The 18,916-nt window shown below is 69.3% G+C and carries 18 protein-coding genes; 6 read left to right on the top strand and 12 right to left on the bottom strand.

What is annotated here, in order from left to right:
- The first annotated feature begins 24 nt into the window (after positions 1 to 24).
- Positions 25 to 930, top strand: a complete 906-nt coding sequence (locus tag ACAM58_RS24755) for a LysR family transcriptional regulator (RefSeq protein WP_307593340.1) — start codon at positions 25 to 27, stop codon at positions 928 to 930.
- On the opposite strand, the gene ACAM58_RS24750 is transcribed toward ACAM58_RS24755, so the two are convergent.
- The 3 genes from ACAM58_RS24750 to ACAM58_RS24740 all read right to left on the bottom strand — a co-directional run bounded on the left by ACAM58_RS24750 (position 925) and on the right by ACAM58_RS24740 (position 5,126).
- Positions 925 to 2,076: a CaiB/BaiF CoA-transferase family protein gene (locus tag ACAM58_RS24750; RefSeq protein WP_307593337.1), complete on the bottom strand. Its 1,152-nt coding sequence runs from the start codon at positions 2,074 to 2,076 to the stop codon at positions 925 to 927. The two genes, ACAM58_RS24755 and ACAM58_RS24750, sit on opposite strands and share 6 nt — an antisense overlap.
- A gap of 316 nt (positions 2,077 to 2,392) precedes the next feature.
- Positions 2,393 to 3,331, bottom strand: a complete 939-nt coding sequence (locus ACAM58_RS24745; protein ID WP_307597299.1) for a tripartite tricarboxylate transporter substrate binding protein — start codon at positions 3,329 to 3,331, stop codon at positions 2,393 to 2,395.
- A gap of 82 nt (positions 3,332 to 3,413) precedes the next feature.
- Positions 3,414 to 5,126 carry an acyl-CoA dehydrogenase family protein gene (locus ACAM58_RS24740; protein ID WP_307597297.1) on the bottom strand — a complete coding sequence of 571 codons (1,713 nt, stop codon included), beginning with the start codon at positions 5,124 to 5,126 and terminating at the stop codon, positions 3,414 to 3,416.
- Positions 5,127 to 5,217: 91 nt separating this feature from the next.
- Between ACAM58_RS24740 and ACAM58_RS24735 the strand changes: the two genes are divergently transcribed.
- Entirely contained in the window at positions 5,218 to 6,189 is a 972-nt protein-coding gene (locus tag ACAM58_RS24735; protein WP_307597294.1) for a LysR family transcriptional regulator, read from the top strand.
- Positions 6,190 to 6,194: 5 nt separating this feature from the next.
- Here ACAM58_RS24735 and ACAM58_RS24730 read toward each other — a convergent pair whose 3' ends face one another.
- The 4 genes from ACAM58_RS24730 to ACAM58_RS24715 form a co-directional block, all read right to left on the bottom strand.
- A complete protein-coding gene (locus ACAM58_RS24730; protein WP_062364204.1) occupies positions 6,195 to 7,229 on the bottom strand; it encodes a serine/threonine protein kinase in 1,035 nt (344 codons plus the stop codon).
- Positions 7,230 to 7,262: 33 nt separating this feature from the next.
- Positions 7,263 to 8,381 carry a DUF2855 family protein gene (locus tag ACAM58_RS24725; RefSeq protein WP_369663707.1) on the bottom strand — a complete coding sequence of 373 codons (1,119 nt, stop codon included), beginning with the start codon at positions 8,379 to 8,381 and terminating at the stop codon, positions 7,263 to 7,265.
- 202 nt (positions 8,382 to 8,583) lie between these two features.
- A complete protein-coding gene (locus ACAM58_RS24720) occupies positions 8,584 to 9,009 on the bottom strand; it encodes an organic hydroperoxide resistance protein (protein ID WP_015867717.1) in 426 nt (141 codons plus the stop codon).
- Positions 9,010 to 9,098: 89 nt separating this feature from the next.
- Positions 9,099 to 9,557 (bottom strand): MarR family winged helix-turn-helix transcriptional regulator, encoded by a 459-nt coding sequence (locus tag ACAM58_RS24715; RefSeq protein WP_062364206.1) that lies wholly within the window; start codon positions 9,555 to 9,557, stop codon positions 9,099 to 9,101.
- Between the two features lie 446 nt (positions 9,558 to 10,003).
- On the opposite strand from ACAM58_RS24715, the gene ACAM58_RS24710 reads away from it, so the two are divergent.
- Positions 10,004 to 10,969: an IS110 family transposase gene (locus ACAM58_RS24710; RefSeq protein ID WP_369663129.1), complete on the top strand. Its 966-nt coding sequence runs from the start codon at positions 10,004 to 10,006 to the stop codon at positions 10,967 to 10,969.
- A 439-nt stretch (positions 10,970 to 11,408) separates the two neighbouring features.
- Here the strand turns inward: ACAM58_RS24710 and ACAM58_RS24705 are convergent, their stop codons facing one another.
- Genes ACAM58_RS24705 through ACAM58_RS24695 form a run of 3 tightly spaced genes read right to left on the bottom strand, consistent with a single transcriptional unit; the run spans position 11,409 to position 14,194 of the window.
- Entirely contained in the window at positions 11,409 to 12,251 is an 843-nt protein-coding gene (locus ACAM58_RS24705; RefSeq protein ID WP_062364207.1) for an ABC transporter permease, read from the bottom strand.
- 12 nt (positions 12,252 to 12,263) lie between these two features.
- A complete protein-coding gene (locus tag ACAM58_RS24700; protein ID WP_018905112.1) occupies positions 12,264 to 13,247 on the bottom strand; it encodes an ATP-binding cassette domain-containing protein in 984 nt (327 codons plus the stop codon).
- A gap of 56 nt (positions 13,248 to 13,303) precedes the next feature.
- Positions 13,304 to 14,194 carry a LysR family transcriptional regulator gene (locus ACAM58_RS24695; RefSeq protein ID WP_018905111.1) on the bottom strand — a complete coding sequence of 297 codons (891 nt, stop codon included), beginning with the start codon at positions 14,192 to 14,194 and terminating at the stop codon, positions 13,304 to 13,306.
- 132 nt (positions 14,195 to 14,326) lie between these two features.
- On the opposite strand from ACAM58_RS24695, the gene ACAM58_RS24690 reads away from it, so the two are divergent.
- Positions 14,327 to 14,986: a glutathione S-transferase family protein gene (locus ACAM58_RS24690; RefSeq protein WP_018905110.1), complete on the top strand. Its 660-nt coding sequence runs from the start codon at positions 14,327 to 14,329 to the stop codon at positions 14,984 to 14,986.
- Positions 14,983 to 15,954 (top strand): pyridoxamine 5'-phosphate oxidase family protein, encoded by a 972-nt coding sequence (locus ACAM58_RS24685; protein ID WP_307595056.1) that lies wholly within the window; start codon positions 14,983 to 14,985, stop codon positions 15,952 to 15,954. Before ACAM58_RS24690 ends, ACAM58_RS24685 begins: the two co-directional genes overlap by 4 nt.
- Before the next feature lie 21 nt (positions 15,955 to 15,975).
- Here the strand turns inward: ACAM58_RS24685 and ACAM58_RS24680 are convergent, their stop codons facing one another.
- Positions 15,976 to 17,157: a cytochrome P450 gene (locus ACAM58_RS24680; RefSeq protein WP_307595054.1), complete on the bottom strand. Its 1,182-nt coding sequence runs from the start codon at positions 17,155 to 17,157 to the stop codon at positions 15,976 to 15,978.
- Positions 17,158 to 17,240: 83 nt separating this feature from the next.
- Between ACAM58_RS24680 and ACAM58_RS24675 the strand changes: the two genes are divergently transcribed.
- Positions 17,241 to 17,942, top strand: coding sequence for a helix-turn-helix transcriptional regulator (locus tag ACAM58_RS24675; protein ID WP_018905107.1), 702 nt, complete (start codon positions 17,241 to 17,243; stop codon positions 17,940 to 17,942).
- 9 nt (positions 17,943 to 17,951) lie between these two features.
- Here ACAM58_RS24675 and ACAM58_RS24670 read toward each other — a convergent pair whose 3' ends face one another.
- Positions 17,952 to 18,911: a tripartite tricarboxylate transporter substrate binding protein gene (locus ACAM58_RS24670; RefSeq protein WP_018905106.1), complete on the bottom strand. Its 960-nt coding sequence runs from the start codon at positions 18,909 to 18,911 to the stop codon at positions 17,952 to 17,954.
- Positions 18,912 to 18,916: the final 5 nt, after the last annotated feature.

The following is an 18,916-nucleotide window of genomic DNA, read 5'->3' as shown; positions in this document are numbered from 1 at the left end:
CGGCGCTGTGCTGGAGACCGCCCCTTGGAACTCAAGCAATGGCGATGCTTCGTCACGCTGGCCGAGATCGGCAACATCCGGCGCGCCGCCTCGCTGCTCGCCATCTCGCAGCCCGCGCTCAGCGTGCGGGTGCAGCGGCTCGAGGAGGCCCTGGGCTTTGCGCTGTTCGACCGGCAGGCGCGCGGCGTCCGGCTGACGGAGCAGGGCGCGCGCCTGCTGCCGCACGCGCGGCGGCTGCTGTCGCGCGCCTCCGAAACCGACGAGGCCGCGCGCGCCATCGGGCGCGGCGCCTTCGACCGGCTGGAGATCGGCGTCACGCCCATCGCAGCGCTGTCCTTCTTTCCCGATGCGATGCGTGCCTTTTCGGCCGCGCATCCGGGCGTGGTGCTGGCGCTGACCGAGGGCCTGTCGGACGAACTCGAGGAGGCCGTGGCGCACCGCAGGCTCGACCTCGCGGTGGTGCATCCGCCGTCCTCGCGCGACGACCTCGTGGTGCGCGAGGTGGCCCGCGACCGCTTCATGGCCGTGATGCCGGCCGCGCATCCGCTCGCGGGCGCCAGCCGCATTGCGGCGGCGGACCTGCGGCAGCAGACGCTGGTCGGCGTGCGGCGCGACATCGGGCCGGTGGTGTTCGACCGCATCGCCGCCTACCTTGCGCGTGCCGGCATCACCACGCAGGTCAACCAGTGCGCAAGCTCGTCGATCTCGCTCGTGGGGCTGGTGGCGGCCGGTGCGGGCATCGGGCTGGTGGTGGAATCGCTCGCCTGCATCGCACGGCCCGACATCCGTTTTGTTGCGCTCGCCGACGATCCGCCGAGCCTCGGCTATGCGATGTGCCACCGGCCCGACCTGCCGGCGGAGCTGCAGGGCGCGTTCATGCAGGCCTTCCATGCGCCCAAGGCGGGCGCCGGCGCGCGGCCCGGGCTATGAGCCGCTGGTGCCAGTGCCGGCCGCGGCATCGGGCAGGAAGCGCTCGCCCGGCGTGAGCGGCGCGTGCCGGTAGCTCGCCGGCGTGCGGCTGAGCTTCACCGGCGCGCCGATGCCGCGGTAGCCGCCTTCCATTTCCACCACCATTTCGCGGTGCGCCGTGTGCGGGTGCTCGAGCGCCGCATCCACCGGCAGCACCGGCGCGGCGGGCACGCCCGCGGCCATCAGCTGCTCGACCAGCGCACGGCCGTCGAACGCGGCCATGGCCGCTTCCAGCTGCTGCTTGAGCCCCGCACGGTGCACCGAACGCGCGCCGGCCGTGCGGTAGAGCGGATCGTCGGCCAGCGCGGGCCGGCCGATGCAGCGGCACAGGCTCGCGAACTGGCGGTCGTTGCCCACCGCCACGAACACCGGGTCGGTGCCGGTGGCCAGCGCGTCGTAGGGATAGATGTTGGGATGCGCGTTGCCGGTGCGGCGGGGCTCGGTGCCATCCATGAACCAGTTGGCCGCATGCGGATGCAGCAGCGAGAGCCCGCTGTCGTACAGCGCGGCCTCCACGAACTGCCCGCGGCCGCTGCGGTTGCGCTCCTGCAGCGCGAGCAGCACGCCGATCACCGCATTGAGCCCGGTCACCATGTCGACCACCGGCAGGCCCACGCGCAGCGGGCCGCCGTCGGCTTCGCCGTTGATGCTCATGATGCCGGTCATGGCCTGCACGGCGGCGTCGTAGCCGGGCAGCGCGCCCAGCGGACCGTCGGCGCCGAAGCCCGAGACGCGGCACCACACGAGGCGCGGAAAGCGCGCCGAGAGCGCCTCGTAGCCGATGCCCCAGCGCTCCATGGTGCCGGTCTTGAAGTTCTCGATCAGCACGTCGGCCTCGGCCACGAGCGCGAGCAGCGCCTCGCGGCCTTCGTCCGTGGAAAAGTCGAGGTGCTGCACGCGCTTGTTGCGGTTCAGGCCGTGGTAGTACGAAGCCACGCCGTCCTTGAAGGGCGGGCCCCAGGTGCGCGTGTCGTCGCCCTGCGGCGGCTCGACCTTGAGCACGTCGGCACCGTGGTCGCCAAGGATCTGGCCGCAGTAGGGGCCGCCGAGGATGCGCGAGATGTCGAGGACGCGGATGCCTGCGAGGGCGCCTTGAGGGTTTGTCATTTCGGTGTTCCGTGTTTTTGTGTGTTGGGTTTTTTTATTCAGGGCGTGTGCACAGATCACCGGGTACTCCCCTCCGCGAATGTCCCCCGGCCTGCGGCCTCCTCCTTGATTTCGCTGCGGGGAGCACCCGATGCTCTGTGCGCCGGGGCACGCCGCCGGTGCATCGCCGATCAACCACTGCGCTGAAAAACGATCACGCCGATGGGGTGCCTTGCGCAGCGAAATCAAGGAGGAGCCCGAAGGGCGGGGGACATTCGCGGAGCAAGGTACCCCGTCGGCGGGAGCGCGCCCTGAACAAAGGCAACAAAGGCGCAAATCAATCCAGCTGCGCCCCCGACTTCTTCACCACGTCCTTCCACTTGGCCGACTCGCTCACGATGAACTGCCCGAGCTTCTGCGGCGAGGTGTCCGCCGAGGCTTCCAGGCCCTGCGCCGCGAACATCTGCTTCACCTTGGGCGAGTTCAGCACTTCGGCGAAAGCCTGGTTGAGCCTGGCCACTCGGTCCGCGGGCGTGCCGGCCGGCGCGACGATGCCGAAGAACACGCTCACGTCGTAGCCCTTGTAGCCCTGCTCCGCAATCGTCGGCACCTCGGGCAGCGCCTGCGAGCGCGCGAGCGTCGCCACGCCCAGCGCGCGCAGCTTGCCGGCCTTCACATAAGGCAGCGCGGTGAGGATGTCGGTGAAGGTCATGCTCACCTGGTTGCCGAGCAGGTCGTTGAGCGCGGGGCCGGTGCCCTTGTAGGGGATGTGCTGCAGGTCGGTGCCGGCCACCGAGTTGAACAGCACGCCCGCCAGGTGCGACGACGCGCCGTTGCCCGACGACGCATAGCTGAGCTTGCCCGGGTTCGCCCTGGCATGGGCGACCAGCTCTTTCACGTCCTTCACCGGCAGCGCAGGGTTCACCACCAGGATGTTCGGCAGGTAGCCGACCTGGATCACCGGCGCGAAGCTCTTGACCGGGTCGTAGCTGATCTTGCGGTAGAGGCTCGCGTTGATGGCCAGCGGGCCCGAGGTGCCGAACAGCAGCGTGTGGCCGTCGGCCTCGGTGCGCGCCACGTAGTCGGCGCCGATGTTGCCGCCCGCGCCTGCGCGGTTCTCCACGATCATCGGCTGGCCGAGGCGGTCCTTCATCTCGGCGGCCAGCGTACGGGCCATGGCGTCGGTCGGGCCGCCGGGCGGGAAGGGCACGACCAGCACCAGGGGCTTGGAGGGGAAAGGCCCCTGGGCCTGTGCGGCGGGAGCGGCGCCCAGCAGCGCGGCGCAGGCGGTCAGGGCCGCGAAGAAGAGGGTGAGGTGTCGCAAGATGATGTCTCCGTTTTTTCTCTGTCGTCGTGAATCAGGCCGTGGCCTTGGCGGTGCGCGTGGTGGCCGCGCTGTTCCAGTCCGCGGGCATCGCGTCGGGCGCGAGCGGGTCGCGCGGCAGCACGCGGTGCAGCAGCACCAGCTGGGCCCAGCGAAGGCGCGGGGCGGAACCGCTGCGCGCGGCCTCCCAGGCCATCGCGATGCTGCTCGTGCAGTGGTAGAGCGCCGAGGCGGCCTGGCGCGCCAGCACGTCGCCGCCTTCTCGCGCGGCCGTCTCGGCCAGCGCGGCGGCGCGCGCCAGTGCATCGCGCAGCGCCTTGGCAAAGGCCGGCGGCAGCGCCGCATCGGCCAGCAGCTGCTCGCAGTGCGCGCGCAGCACCGGCAGCGAGCCCTCGCGCTTCACGGCGCGGATCACGTCCAGCGCGACGATGTTGCTCGTGCCTTCCCAGATCGAGCCCAGGTGCGCATCGCGCACGAGCCGCGGGTCGCTCCATTCCTCGATGTAGCCGCAGCCGCCGCGCACTTCCATCGCGTCGCCCGTGACCTTGCGCGCATCGCGGCAGGCGCGGAACTTGATGAGCGGCGTGAGGATGCGCAGCAGCGCGTAGGCATCAGGCTCCCCGGCGTCGGAGCGCGCGAGCGCCAGTGCGGTCTGGCACACCATGGTGCGCGCCTGCTCGGCCGGCAGGCGCAGCTTGTCGAGCTGGCGCTGCATCAGCGGCATCTGCTCGAGCGTGCGGCCGAAGGCGCGGCGCTCGGCGGCGATGTACTCGGCCTCGGCCACCGCGCGGCGCATGAGGCCCGCGGCACGCACGCCGTTCGACAGGCGCGAGTTGTTGACCATGTCGGCCATCTGCACGAAGCCGCGGCCTTCCTCGCCCACCAGGTGCGCGACGGCGCCTTCGAGCCGGATCTCGCCGCTGGCCATCGAGCGCGTGCCCAGCTTGTCCTTGAGGCGAATGATGCGGTAATGGTTGAGGCTGCCGTCTTCGAGCCGGCGCGGCAGCAGGAACAGCGACACGCCCTTCATGCCGGCCGGGCCGTTGTCGGCGCGTGCGAGCACCATCGCAAAGTCGGCATCGGGGTTGGAGCAGAACCACTTGTCGCCGGTGAGGCGCCAGCTGCCATCCGTCTCTTGCCGCGCCATCGTCGCGGTGGCCGCGATGTCGGAGCCCGCGGCCTGCTCGGTCATGAACATCGCGCCCTGCGCGAGCTCGTCGAAATCGAGCGAGGTCAGGCGCGGCAGGAAGCGCGCGACCAGCTCGGGGCCCCCGAACTTCCTGAGCGTGCGCGTGAGCGAGTCGGTCATCGAGACCGGGCAGCACAGGCCGAACTCCGCCTGCACGAAGAGATAGGTCAGCACGTACTTGACCAGCGGCGGCATCCTGCCCTTCCAGCCCAGCGTCTCATCGCGGTGCGACATCGCGGCCAGGCCGAATTCGCTGAGCGCGAGGCGTTCCATCTCGACGTAGGCCGGGTGCTTGACGATCTTCTGCTCGTCCAGGCCGGTGCGCGTGCGCTGCTCCAGCGTGGGCGGGTTGCGGTCGGCGGTGCCGGCCAAGTCGTCGAGCAGGCCGCCCGCGAGGCCGCCCAGCCGCTCGAAGTGCGGCTGCATGTGGGCCAGCAGGTCGGCGGGCAGGTAGAGCGCGAGCAGCTTGTGCAGCTCGGTGTCGGTGCTGAACAGGTTCTGGCCGTGGCGGTCGGGAATCGGGTGCGCGTGCGCGGCGGTGGCGTCGTTCTGGGCCATGCGTTTTGTCTCCTGGTTCGCCGCATTGTTGGTTTCCAGGCGATCCGTGTCTAATATCGAATAGGTCTTGTTCGATTCGATTTGCCTATTCATGGAACTGCGACACCTGCGCTACTTTTCCGTGCTGGCCGAGGAGCTGCACTTCGGGCGCGCCGCGCGGCGCCTGTCGATCTCGCAGCCGCCGCTGTCGGTGGCGATCCGCCAACTCGAGGAGTCGGTGGGCGCGCGGCTGTTCGAGCGCAACAGCAAGGAGGTGCGCCTCACGCATGCGGGCGAGGCGCTGCGCATTTCGGCGCGGCGGCTGCTGCTGCAGGCGGAAGAGGCGGCGCTCGAGGCGCGCGACGTGGCCGCGGGCTCGGCCGGGCGGCTGCGCATCGGCTTCGTCGGTGCGATGCTCTACCGCGGTCTGCCGCAGGCGCTGCGCGCGTTCCAGGCCCGGCACCCGGCGGTGCGCATCACGCTCGCCGAACTCAATTCAGGCGTGCAGATCGCCGAGCTGCTGCACGACCGGCTCGACCTGGGCTTCGTCCACACCAGCCGCATGCCGCCCGAGCTGCAGCACCGGCTGCTGCTGTCCGAGCCTTTCGTGTGCTGCCTGCCCTCGGGCCACGCGCTCGCGCGCAAGCGCGTGCTGGCGCCGGCCGACCTGCGCAACCAGCCCTTCGTGCTGTTCTCGCGCGAGGCCTCGCCCGACTACCACGAGCGCATCCTGTCGATCTGCGCCGACGCCGGCTTCCTGCCCGAGGTGCGGCACGAGGTGCGCCACTGGCTCGCGGTGGTCTCGCTGGTGTCGCAGGGCATGGGCGTGGCACTGGTGCCGCAGGCCATGCGGCATTCGGCCCTGCGCGGCGCGGTGTTCCGGCCGCTCGACCGCGCGGTGGCGCAATCGGAGGCGCATGGCGTGTGGCGCAGCGGGCCGCCGAACGTGCTGGCCGAACGGCTGCTGCAGGGCGTGGCCAACGTGCAACCGGCCGCCGCCGGGCCGCCCCAAGGCGACCGGGCCTCCCCCTCGGGGGGTGGAGAATTACACGCAGCGAAGCGAAGTGAAAAGCCGGGGGGCTGACATTTCTAGGCGTAGAGCGGCTCTTCGGCCATCTGCTCGCACTGCTCCTGCAGCACGAGGATCTGGCCCTTCCAGTAGTCGCTGGAGCCGAACCACGGGAAGTTGATCGGGAAGATCGGGTCTTCCCAGCGGCGCGCGAGCCAGGCGCTGTAATGGATGAGCCGCAGGGTGCGCAGCGGCTCGATCAGCGCGAGCTCGCGGCGGTCGAATTCGCGGAACTGCTCGTAGCCGTCGAGCAGCCCCGAGAGCTGCGCGGTGCGCTGCGCGCGCTCGCCCGACAGCAGCATCCACAAGTCCTGCACCGCGAAGCCGGTGCGCGCATCGTCCAGGTCGACGAAGTGCGGCCCGCCGCCGGGGCGATCGGTCGGGGTCCAAAGGATGTTGCCGGGGTGCACGTCGCCGTGCAGGCGCAGCTTGCGCGGCTTGAAATCGGAGGCCGGGGCGCTCACCGCCAGCGCCGTGGCGGCAATCATGTCCAGTGCTTCGTTGCAGGCCTTTTCCCAGTCGCGCTGCACGTCGAGCGGCACCTTGTCGTTGGCCAGCAGCCAGTCGCGCGAGGCGATGCCGAAGGTCTGCAGGTCGAGCGCGGGCCGGGCCTCGAAGGGCCGTGCGCTGCCCACCGTGTGGATGCGCGCGAGAAAGCGGCCGACCCACTCGAGCACTTCGAAATCGTCGAGCTCCGGCGCGCGGCCGCCGCGGTAGGGGCTCACGCTGAAGGCGAAGCCGCCGTGGCGGTGCAGCGTGCTGCCGTCGAAGGCCAGCGGTGCCACGGCGGGCACTTCGGCCGCCGCCAGTTCGAGCGAGAAGCCGTGCTCTTCGAGGATCTCGGCTTCGCTCCAGCGCTCGGGGCGGTAGAACTTGACCACCACCGCACTGCGGTCTTCCAGGTAGACCTGGTAGACCCGGTTCTCGTACGAGTTCAGGCCCGTGAGCCGGCCATCGCCGTGCAGGCCGAGCGTTGCCAGGGCGTCCAGCACCACATCGGGCGTGAGGTTCTCGTAGGGATGGGTATTCGCGGGCGCAGCGGGGGAAAGGGTCATGCGGCGATTGTCGCTACCCCGGCGCCCGGAATGTCAGAGGCCGCCCGGTTGTTTGTAAAGCGAAAGGACATGGCCGATGCGCGGGTCGCCCTTGCCGGCCAGCACCTGCGCATAGGCGGCCTGCACCGCCTCGCCGCCGTGGTGGTGCTCGGCGCGCAGCCAGGGGTTCTTCGCGTCGGTCACGCTCGCCAGGAAGTGGTGCCAGGCGGCCACCATGCGCCGGCCGAATTCGTCGGCGCCCCATTCGGCGGTGCGCTTCTTGATCTGCGCCGGCGCAAAGAACAGCGTGGCGCGCGGACCGGCCAGGTCCTTGCCCGCGCCCTTGGCCGCGAGCTGCTCCACGTGCGTGCCGCCGATCGAGCAGCTGTACTTGAGGTTGGAAAAACGCGTGTGGATCGCGTTGCGCAGCCCGGCGTTGCCCGCAAAGTCCACATAGACGCAGGGCGTGGCGGCCGCGATGCCGTCGAGCGCGTCGTAGCTCAGCACGCGGTGGTAGCAGCCCAGGCTTTCGCAGAAGGCCACGTTGGCGGCGGAGGTCAGGCCGATCACCTCGACGCCTTCGCGCTGGCGCAGCTGGAAGGCGGTGCCGTAGGCCGTCTTGCTCGACGCGCTCGACAGCAGCATGGTGTTGGCGCCGAAGAAATCGTTGTCGGCCATGAAGTCGTCGATCAGCCACGAGGTGATGAACAGCGGGCGCAGCAGCGCCTGCACGTCCTCGGTGTCCGCGGTGTAGAGCGGATCGGCGTTGCAGCGGAAGTACTGGTTGTAGACCGCGGGCAGCTCGGCACGGTGCGCGGCGGCGTCGGTAAAACGCCCGGGCGAGAGGCGGTCGGGGCTCAGCACAGCGCCCGACGACATCGGCCAGTAGCCGTAGAGCCGCTCGCCCGCCGCCACGCCCGGGTGCAGCGACTGCACCACGCTGGCAAAGCCCCACACCGGGATGCTGCCCCAGCCTTCTTCCGTGGACGGAAAGAACTGCCAGTAGCTCATCGCATCGCCGAAGGCGGCGTAGGTGATGTTGTTGGAGGTGAGCGCAAAGCTGTCGATGCGCACGCGCACCTGGCCGTCGGCCAGCGGCTGGTCGGTGGCCGTGTGCAGTTGCGTGGTGGCGAGTTCGCCCTTGCGGACCAGGAAGCTGGTGGTGGTGCTCATGGTGTGGATCTCCATGGTGGTGGTGTGAGTTGCGCGGGATGGCGCGTGCTGCAGCCACATTAGCCAAGCTCGATGAAAGGCGCTATCGCGTTTCCCTGTTCCGCGTCACCCGCGGGACAACGCCGGCCATGAAAAAGAAAAAGCGCCCCGGCTTGTGGCCGGGACGCTCTTCTTTTTTTAACCCCTTGCGCAGGGGGCGGAATCAGGCGATCGAGAGTTCGACGTCGATGTTGCCGCGCGTGGCGTTCGAGTACGGGCAGACCTGGTGGGCCGCATCGACCAGCTTCTGCTTCTGCTCGGCGTCCAGGCCCGGCAGCGTGATGGCCAGCTTCACCGCAATGCCGTAGGCGGCGCCGCCGTTCGTCGGGCCAAGGGAAACGCTGGAGTCGATCGCCACGTCCTCGGGCACCTTCACGCCGATCTTCGGGCCGACGGCCTTCATCGCGCCGATGAAGCAGGCGGCATAGCCGACCGCGAACAGCTGCTCGGGGTTGGTGCCGGGCTTGCCCGAACCGGGCGAGCTGAGCTTGACGTCGATGGCGCCGTCGCTGGACTTGCCTGCGCCGTCGCGGCCGCCGATGGTGTGGGCTTCAGCGGTGTAGAGAACCTTGTCGAGCTTGGTGGTCATGGTGGTGATTCCTTGGGTTGGTGAGGGTGGTGAAAAAGAGCTTCTTTTTTGAATCGAAGCGGGGGAAACCTGTCTTGGGTGCGTGCGTGTCAGGCCGCTTTCCTGATGCGGTCGCGCAGCGTCTGGATCTGCTGGGTGAGCGAGATGAGTTCAGGCACCGAGCATTGCGCCGCGGCCATGAGGCAGCCGGGCACGCTGGCGGCGCGCGCCTTGAGCTTGCGGCCCGCGGCGGTGAGCGTGATGTGTACGCGGCGCTCGTCGGCCACGTCGCGCAGCCGTGTGACATAGCCGATGGCTTCGAGCCGCTTGAGCAGCGGCGTGAGCGTGCCGGAATCGAGCGAGAGGCGCTCGCCGAGCTCGGAGACCGTGGGGCCGTCTTGCTCCCACAGCGCGAGCATGACGAGGTATTGGGGATAGGTGAGCTGCAGCTTTTCCAGGACCGGCTTGTAGAGGCGGGTCATGGCCAAGGAGGCGGAATAGACGGCGAAGCAGAGCTGGTTGTCCAGCTTGAGCATTTCGTCTGAGGCTTGCTTGGTGCTGCTGCGCATGGCTGGAATTGTAGTTCGCAATTGAATTGCGTGCAATGTAATATTTTTGGATGCTGTTGTCGGGTTATTTTCCGGCCGGGTCTCGCCCCGGCGGGCGACCTACTTTTCTTTGCTTCGCCAAAGAAACGTAGGCAAAAGAAAGGCGACCCCACTGTCTGCGTCCCTTCGCTTCGCTACGGGCAACCTGCGGTGCTCGCGTTTCGCGGGGTCTCGCCCAAACTCGCTTCGCTTGTATGTTTGGGTGTCGGGGTGGAGGGACTCGCTTCGGATTCGGCCGCGGCAGCGGACCGACAGTTTTGAGATTTCTCCCGCCCCACCTTCCAACGTCGATCAGGAACTGAGCGGCGCTGCACCTGGCGGTGCAACGACCACCGATCTGAAGGCAAGCCAACGTGGCAGGTGGGCTGCACCCCGACACGACAAATTGTCCAATCGGAGGTGTTGTCATGCAAGAGCCCACCCTGTGCATCGGCGTGGATGTGTCCAAGGCCGAGCTGGTCATCGCCATGGGACCAGAGCGACGACCGTGCAGTGTCGCCAACGACGCTGTGAGTATCTCGAACTGGCTTCGAGCGATTCCGGCGCATGCGCTCATCGCCATGGAGTCCACGGGCCGCTATCACACTCTGTTGGCGCACCTGGCAAGCCAGGCCGGATTGAAGGTCTATGTGCTCAATGCGCGCGACGTCTACTTCTACGCGCGTGCCTTGGGCACCCGGGCCAAGACCGATGGCGTGGACGCCGGGGTGATTGCCCGGTATCTCGTCGAGCATCGTGCCCGGCTGCACCCCTGGCAACCTGGCAGCTCGTTGCAGCAACGGTTGCAGGATCTGCTCGCGCGCCGAGCCCAGGTGGCCACGCATCGATCGGCCTTGCGCCAGGTCTTCACAGGAATCGATACGAAGGGCATCGAGACTGCAAAACTGCAGGCGGCATTCGACGCCTTGCTGCAGTCGATGGACCAGCAGGTCCAAGCGTTGATCGCCAGCGATGCGCAGATGGCCCAGGGATGCGAGCGTCTGCGCACGATCACCGGCATCGGCCCGCAGACTTCGGCGTTGCTCGCCACGCTGCTGAGCCGCTTCGACTTCGCCAACGCAGATGCACTGGTGGCCTACAGCGGCCTGGACCCACGCCCCAACGACTCCGGCACCAAACGCGGGCGACGTCGCCTGAGCAAGAAGGGCCCACCGCTGCTGCGCCGGCAGATGTATCTGGCGGGCTTCGCCGCGAGTCACAGCAAGGCCCTCAAGCCGCTGTACCAGTCGATCCGTGCCAAGGGCTTCGCGACCACCGCGGCGCTGATGATTCTTGGGCGCAAGCTGTTGCGCGTGGCATTCGCTATCTGGAAGGGCAACGAGGTGTTCGATCCAGCTCGATTGATCCCTAAAACTGACTTGCAAAAAACATAGAACCTCAAACAAGGGCGAGCCCTGATCCGCAAAACGCTGCGCTCCTCGGCGCATACAGAGGGGAGGGCAAACCACTCGGGCCTTTGCTTCGCTCGGCCACCAAGCCACCGCGGCGCGCAGCGCCGCGGTGGTTGGGATTGGATTGGGCCGTTGGTATTGGCTGTTGGTATTGGGGCCGAGCGAAGCGAAGGCTGCCCGTTCCCACCCCTTCTGTATGCGCCGAGGAGCGCAGATGGAGGCGGGATCAGGGCCGCAGCTGTCTGAGCGAAGCGAGTTCTGCGGACCCCCGCCGTAATCGAGCACCGCAGGTTGCCCGTAGCGAAGCGAAGGGACGCAGACAGTAGGGGTCGCCTTTCTTTGCTTACTTTCTTTGGCGAAGCGAAGCAAAGAAAGTGAGTCGCCCGCCGGGGCGAGACCCGGCCCCGGAACTCCAAAAAACCTACCCCCGAAACCTCTTCCGAGTCAAAGCCAACGCCACCCAAAAAGAAACAACCCCATAAACCACCAGCACCCCCGCATGCACCCACCACCCGCCAGGCCATTGATCCATGAACAGCGGCCGCACCAGCGCCACCGCATTGGTCAGCGGCAGCCACGCCGCCACGGCCCTCACGGCGGAAGGCAGCTGCTCCAGCGGAAAGAACACGCCGCTCAAGAACATCATCGGCGTCATGAACAGCGTGAAGTAATAAGTGAAGAAGTCGTACCCCTTCGCGAGCGCATTGAAGATCAGCGCAATCGACGAGAAGGTGATCCCCGCGCCGATCAGCACCATCCACGCGACGATCAGCTTGGGGCTGTGGCTGATGCCCAGCCCGAGCATCACGAACAGGATCGCGGTCACGGTGAAGATCGACTTGAACGCGGCCCACAGCATCTCGGCCAGCACGATGTCGTCCAGGCCGACCGGCGCGTTCATGATGCCGTCCCAAGTCTTCTGCACATGCATGCGCGAGAACGCCGAATACAGCGCCTCGAAGCTCGCGGCATTCATCGCGCTCATGCAGATCGAGCCGCTCGCGAGGAACAGGATGTAGGGCACGCGGGTTCCGTCGACCGACACCTCGCCGACCAGCGCGCCCATGCCGTAGCCGAAGGCCACGAGCCAGATCAGCGGCTCGGCGATGTTGCCGATGAGGCTGGGGATCGCGAGCTTGCGCCACACCAGCAGGTTGCGCAGGAACACGGGCCACCAGCGCAGCGAGAGCTCGGGCGCGCGCCACACGGAACGGGCCGGCGGCGATGGCGCGGCAGAAGAAGAACTTGCAGTCGTGGTATTCATGATCGTCGTGGCCTAGCCGTCCTCGCGGATCTGCCGGCCCGTGAGCTTGAGAAAAAGGTCTTCGAGGTTCGCGGGCCGATGAAAGGTGCGCAGACGGCCGTGCCGGCTGAGCGCGTCGAGCAGCCGGCGCGCATCCTGCGTGTAGAAGAACACGGTCTCGCCGCTCACTTCCACGCGCGCTGCCATCGCCTTCAGTTCGGGCGATTCGGCCAAGGACAGCGCGCCGTTGCCATACACCTCGACCACGTCGGGCTCCAGGTGCTCGGCGATCAGGTCGCGCGGGCGGCCCTCGGCGATCTTGCGGCCGTGGTCGAGCACCAGCAGGCGCGAGCACAGGCGCTCGGCCTCGTCCATGAAGTGCGTGGTCAGCAGGATCGACTTGCCCTGCTGCAGCAGCACCTGCAGGCGCTCCCACATCAGGTGGCGCGCCTGCGGGTCGAGCCCGGTGGTGGGCTCGTCGAGCAGCAGCAGCTTGGGGTCGTTCACCAGCGCGCGCGCCAGCGAGAGGCGCCGGCGCATGCCGCCCGAGAGCTCGCCCGGCTTGGCATCGGCCTTGTGAGAGAGCGCCGCAAACTCCAGCAGCTGCGGCACGCGCTCGCGCACCTGCGCCTTGCTGAAGCCGAAGTAGCGGCCGTACACCACGAGGTTCTCGGCGCAGCTGAAGTCGGGGTCGAGCGTGTCGAACTGCGACACCACGCCGAGCTGCGCCTTGATGGCCAGCGCATCGCGCGGCATCTGCAGGCCCAACGCGCAGATGTCGCCGCCGTCGGGCGTGGTGAGGCCCAGGCACATGCGGATGGTGGTGGTCTTGCCGGCGCCGTTCGGGCCGATCACGCCCAGGCATTCGCCGGGCGCGATCTCGAACGACAGGTCGTCCACGACCGTGGTGCCGCCGTAGCGCTTGCAAAGGCGGCTGGCGTGGAAGAGCGGGGCGGAGGAAGAAGAAGAGGAGGGCACGCGGCCATTCTGACGCAGGCCCGCGAAGCCTGCCGCCATCGCTTCAACCGATGGACAAGCCGCGCGAGTTCGGAGCCACTGCTGCCGCCGCCGCCCTACATGCGCAGGCCGCTGAACTCGGTCTTCATCCAGTCGATGAAGGCGCGCGTGCGGGCCGGCAGCAGCCGCGCGTTCGGGTAGATCACGCTCACCGGCCGCGGCGGCGGCTCGAAGTCTTCCAGCACCAGCTTCAACCGGCCCTGCGCCACATGCGGCAGCACCTGGTAGGAGAAGAAGGTGCCGAAGCCCATGCCCGCGGCGCAGGCTTCGATGGCCGGCGCGAGGTGGTTGAACTCGAGGCGGCAGCTCGGCGTCACGCTCACGGTCCTGCCGCGTTCGTGGAACACCCACTGCGGCGGCGCGTCGACGCGGCCGCGCACGCAGGGCGCGCCATGGAGCTCGCGCGGATGGCGCGGCATGCCGTGGCGCGCGAGGTACTCGGGGCTCACCGCCACCACGCGCCGGATGGTGCCGAGCGTCTGCGCCACGAGCGACGAATCCGCGAGCGGGCTGATGCGGATGCCCACGTCGATGCCTTCCTCCAGCAGGTTCACCGTGCGGTCGTGCAGCAGCACGGTGCAGCGCACCTTGTCGTGGCGCTGCATGAAGCGCGTGATGGCGGGCGCCACGTACATGTGGCCGAACAGCACCGGCGCGGTGATGGTGAGCTGGCCCGCGGGCTCGCGCGCCTCGGCCTTGAGCGCGAGGTCGGCGGCGTCCGCGGCCAGCAGCACCTCGCGCGCGCTCGGCAGGTAATGGCGGCCCTCCTCGGTGAGCGAGAGGCGGCGCGTGGTGCGGTGGAACAGGCGCACGCCCAGGTGGGCCTCCAGCGCGGCGAGCGCGCGCACCACCGCGGGCAGCGAACTGCCGAGCGCCTCGGCGGCGCGGGTCAGGCTGCCCTGGTCGGCAATCTGCACGAAGGTCTGCATGGCCTTGAAACGATCCATGGCGCCATTAAACCGGAATAAACCGGATTAAGCCGATTTACGCAGCAGTCAAATGCAATAACGGCTATTCCTTCATTCAGCGCAAGAGAGAAGAATCCGGATCACGCCCACTCCACATTGCAGAGAACCACCATGAACGCCATCGCCTCCCCGCCCGCACAACCCATCAAGCTCTACGGCAGCGCCATCTCGGGCCACGTGCACCGGGTGCGGCTGTTCCTCTCGATGCTCGGCCTGCCTTTCGAAGTGATCGAACTCGACCTGAAGCAGCGCGCCCACCGCACGCCCGAGTTCCTGGCGCGCAACCCTTTCGGGCAGGTGCCGGTGATCGAGGACGGCGAAACCACGCTGGCCGATTCCAACGCGATCCTGGTCTACCTCAACGAGCGCTATTCGCCCGATCCGGCGCGCTGGATGCCGCGCGACCCGGTGGGCGCGGCGCGCGTGCAGCGCTGGTTCTCGGTGGCCGCGGGGCCGCTGGCCTACGGGCCGGCCGCCGCGCGCGTCATGGCGCTGTTCGGCCTGGCCGCCGATCCCGCCGAGACGGTCACGCGTTCGCATGCGCTGCTCGCGGTGATGGAGATTCACCTGGGGCAGCAGCCCTTCCTGGCCGGGCCCGCGGCCACGCTGGCCGACATCGCGAACTACGCCTATGTCGCGCATGCACCGGAAGGCCGCGTGTCGCTCGACGCCTACCCGCAGGTGCGCGCCTGGCTCGCGCGCGTGGAGGCGCTGCCCGGCTTCGTGCCGATGGTGCGCACGCCGGTCGGCCTTGCGGCGGCTGAATCATGATCGCCGCACCCTTTCACGCCGGCGAGCGCGCGCTGCAGGTACAGACGGGCTGGCGCGACCGCATGGAGACCATGGGCCCGCGCGTGATCCGCGACTACATGCCCGACCAGCACCGCGAATTCTTCGCGCAGCTGCCCTTCCTCGTGGTCGGCAGCCTCGACGCCAATCTGCAGCCCTGGGCCAGCGTGCTCGCGGCGCCCGCCGGCTTCGCGCATTCGCCCGATGCCACGCACCTGCGCGTCGATGCGCTGCCGGCGGCCGGCGATCCGCTGGCGGGGCAGCTCGTGCAGGGGGCCACGCTCGGCCTGCTGGGCATCGAGCCGCACACGCGGCGGCGCAACCGCATGAACGGCACGGTCGAGTCGCTCGATGCGGGCGGCTTCATGGTCGCGGTGCAGCAGAGCTTCGGCAACTGCCCGCGCTACATCCAGGCGCGCGAACCGGAACTGGTGGCCGCGCGCGGCGGCCGCGCGCCCGTGCAGCGGCTCGATGCGCTCGACCTCGATGCGCAGCGCCTCATCGGCAGCGCCGACACGCTGTTCATCGCCACCGCGTACCCAGGCGATGCGGCCAGCGGCGACGCGGCCGATGCGCGCTCGCACGGTGTCGACGTGTCGCATCGCGGCGGGCGGCCCGGCTTTGTTCGCGTCGACGCGGGCGGCGTGCTCACGGTGCCCGACTTCAACGGCAACCGCTTCTTCAACACGCTGGGCAACCTGGTGGCCCATCCGCGCGCGGGGCTGCTGTTCATCGACTATGACAACGGCGATCTGCTGCACGTGGCGGCCACCGCCGAGCTGGTGCTGGACGGCCCCGAGATCGCCGAGTTCGAAGGCGCCGAGCGGCTGCTGCGGCTGCATGTGGAGCACGCACTGCGCCGGCCCGCCGCCCTGCCGCTGCGCTGGGGCGACGCGGCGCTGTCGCCGCACCTCGAAGGCACCGGGCGCTGGGCTGCCGCGCGCGCCTGAACGGCCTTCGCGCTCCCGTCATCAATGAAAGACGGGAATGCGCGCGGCGACCGAGGGCCGGTAGTGCCAGCCGCGCGCGCGCAGCGCCGCGAGATCGGGCGTGCGATGCAGCACGGCCTCCAGACCCGCGGCGGCCAGCGTGCAGGCCAGCGCCTGGCCCGGGCAGGCGTGCATGCCGTGGCCGAAGCCCAGCATGCGGCGCCGCGCGCGCACGAGGCTGAAGCGCTCGGGCTCCGGGTTGAGCGCGGGATCGCGGTTGGCCGCGGCCAGCACCAGCAACACCGCATCGCCCGCCGCCAGCGGCGTGCCCGCGATGGTGACGGGCTCGGCCACGAAGCGCCGCGTGTTGTGCACCGAGGGGTCGTGCCGCGCCGTTTCTTCCACGATCGCCAGCAGCCCGACCTGGGTCTGCGCGGCCTCTTGCAGCGACGGTTCGCGCATCACCGCGATCAGGCTGTTGCCCAGCAGGCCGGCCGTTGCGTCGCAGGTCTGCGAGAGCAGGCCGACGAGGTTCGCGAGCAGCGCGCGCGAGAGCGGCGCGCTGGCCTGGCTCTCGGCGAGCGCGGCCGCGAGCAGTGTTCCATCGCGTGGCGTTGCGCCCGCGGCCAGCGCCTCGAAGCGCGTCATGAGTGCGCCCGCGGCCGCGCTCGCATCCTGCAGCTGCTCTGCCGTGGACAGCGGCGACAGGCAGGCGACAAAATCGCGCATCCACCGGTCCACCTGCGGCAGCGCCTCATCGGCAAAGCCCAGCAGGTGCGCGACGGTCCGCACCGGCATGGAAAACAGCGCGTCCGACACAGGCTGCACCGGCACATCGCGGGCGACCCGCAAGGCCGCGGTGCGCACTGCGCCCAGGTCCAGCCCCGCCAGCGCACGCTGCAGCGCGGGCCGATGGGCCTGGTGCGCCGTGCCGTCGTTCATGCGCACGAGGTGGCCGAACACCTCGCCTGCCGCGCTGCCCGCAATGGCGCGCGGCACCGGCTCGGCCGCCGGCCGCACGCGCAGCGCGCCGCCGTGCGCGAGCAGCAGCGATTCGATCACCTCCGCGCGGCTCGCGACCCACAGGCGCAGCGCCTCGTTCCACGCGAGCGGCGGCCCCGCGCGCAGTTCGGCGTAGTAGGGATAGGGATCGGCATGCGTGACGGCCGCGACGGGGTCGAGCGGCATGCCGTCGAAGGCGGAGGGCGTGGGGCTTGTGTTCATGCCGCGCAGTGTGCAATTGCCGCCGCCGCCACACTTCGGCCGCGAACGAAGTGTGGGATGCGGCGGCGTCTTAGGATCGGCGCATGGACACGAGCTCTTCTTCTTCCTCCAATGCCGACGTGCAGCTGGCCCGCCTGGCCGGTGCCATCGCCGAGCCCGCGCGCGCCCGCATGCTGAGCTGCCTGATGGACGGCCACGCGCGCACCGCGACCGAGCTGGCCACCGTGGCCGAGGTGGCCGCCTCCACCGCCAGCGCGCACCTCGCGCGCCTCAAGGAAGAGCGGCTGGTCGAGCTGCTCGTGCAGGGCAAGCACCGCTACTTCCGGCTGGCGGGCGACAACGTGGCGGCCGCGCTCGAAAGCCTGATGGTGGTGGCCGGCGCGCCGCGCACCGCGCAGTTCAAGCCCAGCACGCCGAGCCGCCTGCGCGCCGCGCGCACCTGCTACGACCACATGGCCGGCGCCGCCGGCGTCGCGCTGCACGACCGGCTGCACGCGCAAGGCTGGCTCAGCGGCCTGCAGAGCGGCTCGTACGAGCTCACGCCCGAAGGCGCCATCGCGCTGGAGAGCCTGGGCGTGGAGGTGGATGCGGTGCGCCGCTCGCGCCGGCGCTTTGCCTGCGCCTGCCTCGACTGGAGCGAGCGCCGCCCGCACCTGGGCGGCGCGCTCGGCGCGGCCTGGCTCCAGCTGTCGCTGCGCCGCGGCTGGGTGCGCCAGGAGCTCGACGGCCGCGCGCTTGCGCTCACGCCCAAGGCGCAGCGCGAGATGCCCGAGCTCTTTGCCTGAAGCGCGCGCTCAGGCCTTCAGCTTGAGCAGGTAGATCATCGGACCGGCCATCGCCAGGTCCAGCTCGAGGAAGCTCTCGAAATCCTTGCCCGCCATCCAGTACGCATCCCAGTTGTTGCGCTTGATGGTCTTCTGCCAGACATCGGCGTTGGTGGCGCGGTGCACCGCCTCGAGCAGCACGGCCCGGCGCTCCGCCGTCACCTTCTTGCCGGTGAGCACGCCGCGCCAGTTGGCCAGGTCGGCGTCCACGCCCTGCTCGCGCACCGACGGAATGCCCAGGAACGGCCGCTTCGACGACACGCCGATGGCGCGCAGCGTACCGTTGGAAAGACCCGCGCTGAACTCGCTGAAGCCCGAGATGCCCGCCACGGCCTTGCCGGTGGCAAGTGCTTCCACCACCTGCGCGCCGCCCGGGTAGGGCTGGTAGACCAGGCCCGCGGTGTTGCCGGCCACGCGGGCCAGCATGCCGGCGTACATGTGGTCCACGCCGCCGGCCGAGCCACCCGCGATGACCGCCTTGGCCGCATCGGTGCGCAGCTGGGCGATCAGATCCTTGGGCGTCTTGATCGGCGAATCGGCCTTCACGGCCACCACCTCGTAGTCGCTGGTGAGGCGCGCGACCGGCGCCACCTGCGCCATGGTGACAGCCGGCTTCTGCAGCGCCACCGCGCCGACCATGACCATGCCGCTCATCAGCAGGGTGTCGGGGTCGGCATCGTATTTCTCGACGTACTTTGCGAGGCCGATGGTGCCGCCCTTGCCGCCGATGTTCTCGTAGACCACATCGCCCGCCGCGCCCGAGGCCAGCAGCGCCGCGCCGAGCGCGCGGCCGGTCTGGTCCCAGCCGCCGCCTTCGTTGGCCGGAATCACGATGCGCAGCTTCGAAACGAGCTGCGGCTCGGCCGCGCCGGCCAGGCGAGGCCACAGCAGCGCAGGCCCGGCCCCGGCGGCAGCGGCCGCGCCCGCCATCCATG

Origin of the sequence: Variovorax sp. V116, assembly GCF_041154435.1 — a bacterium.
GTDB classification, from domain to species: domain Bacteria; phylum Pseudomonadota; class Gammaproteobacteria; order Burkholderiales; family Burkholderiaceae_C; genus Variovorax; species Variovorax paradoxus.
Note: the sequence above shows the minus strand (reverse complement) of the source record. Positions and strands in the feature narration are given on the sequence as shown.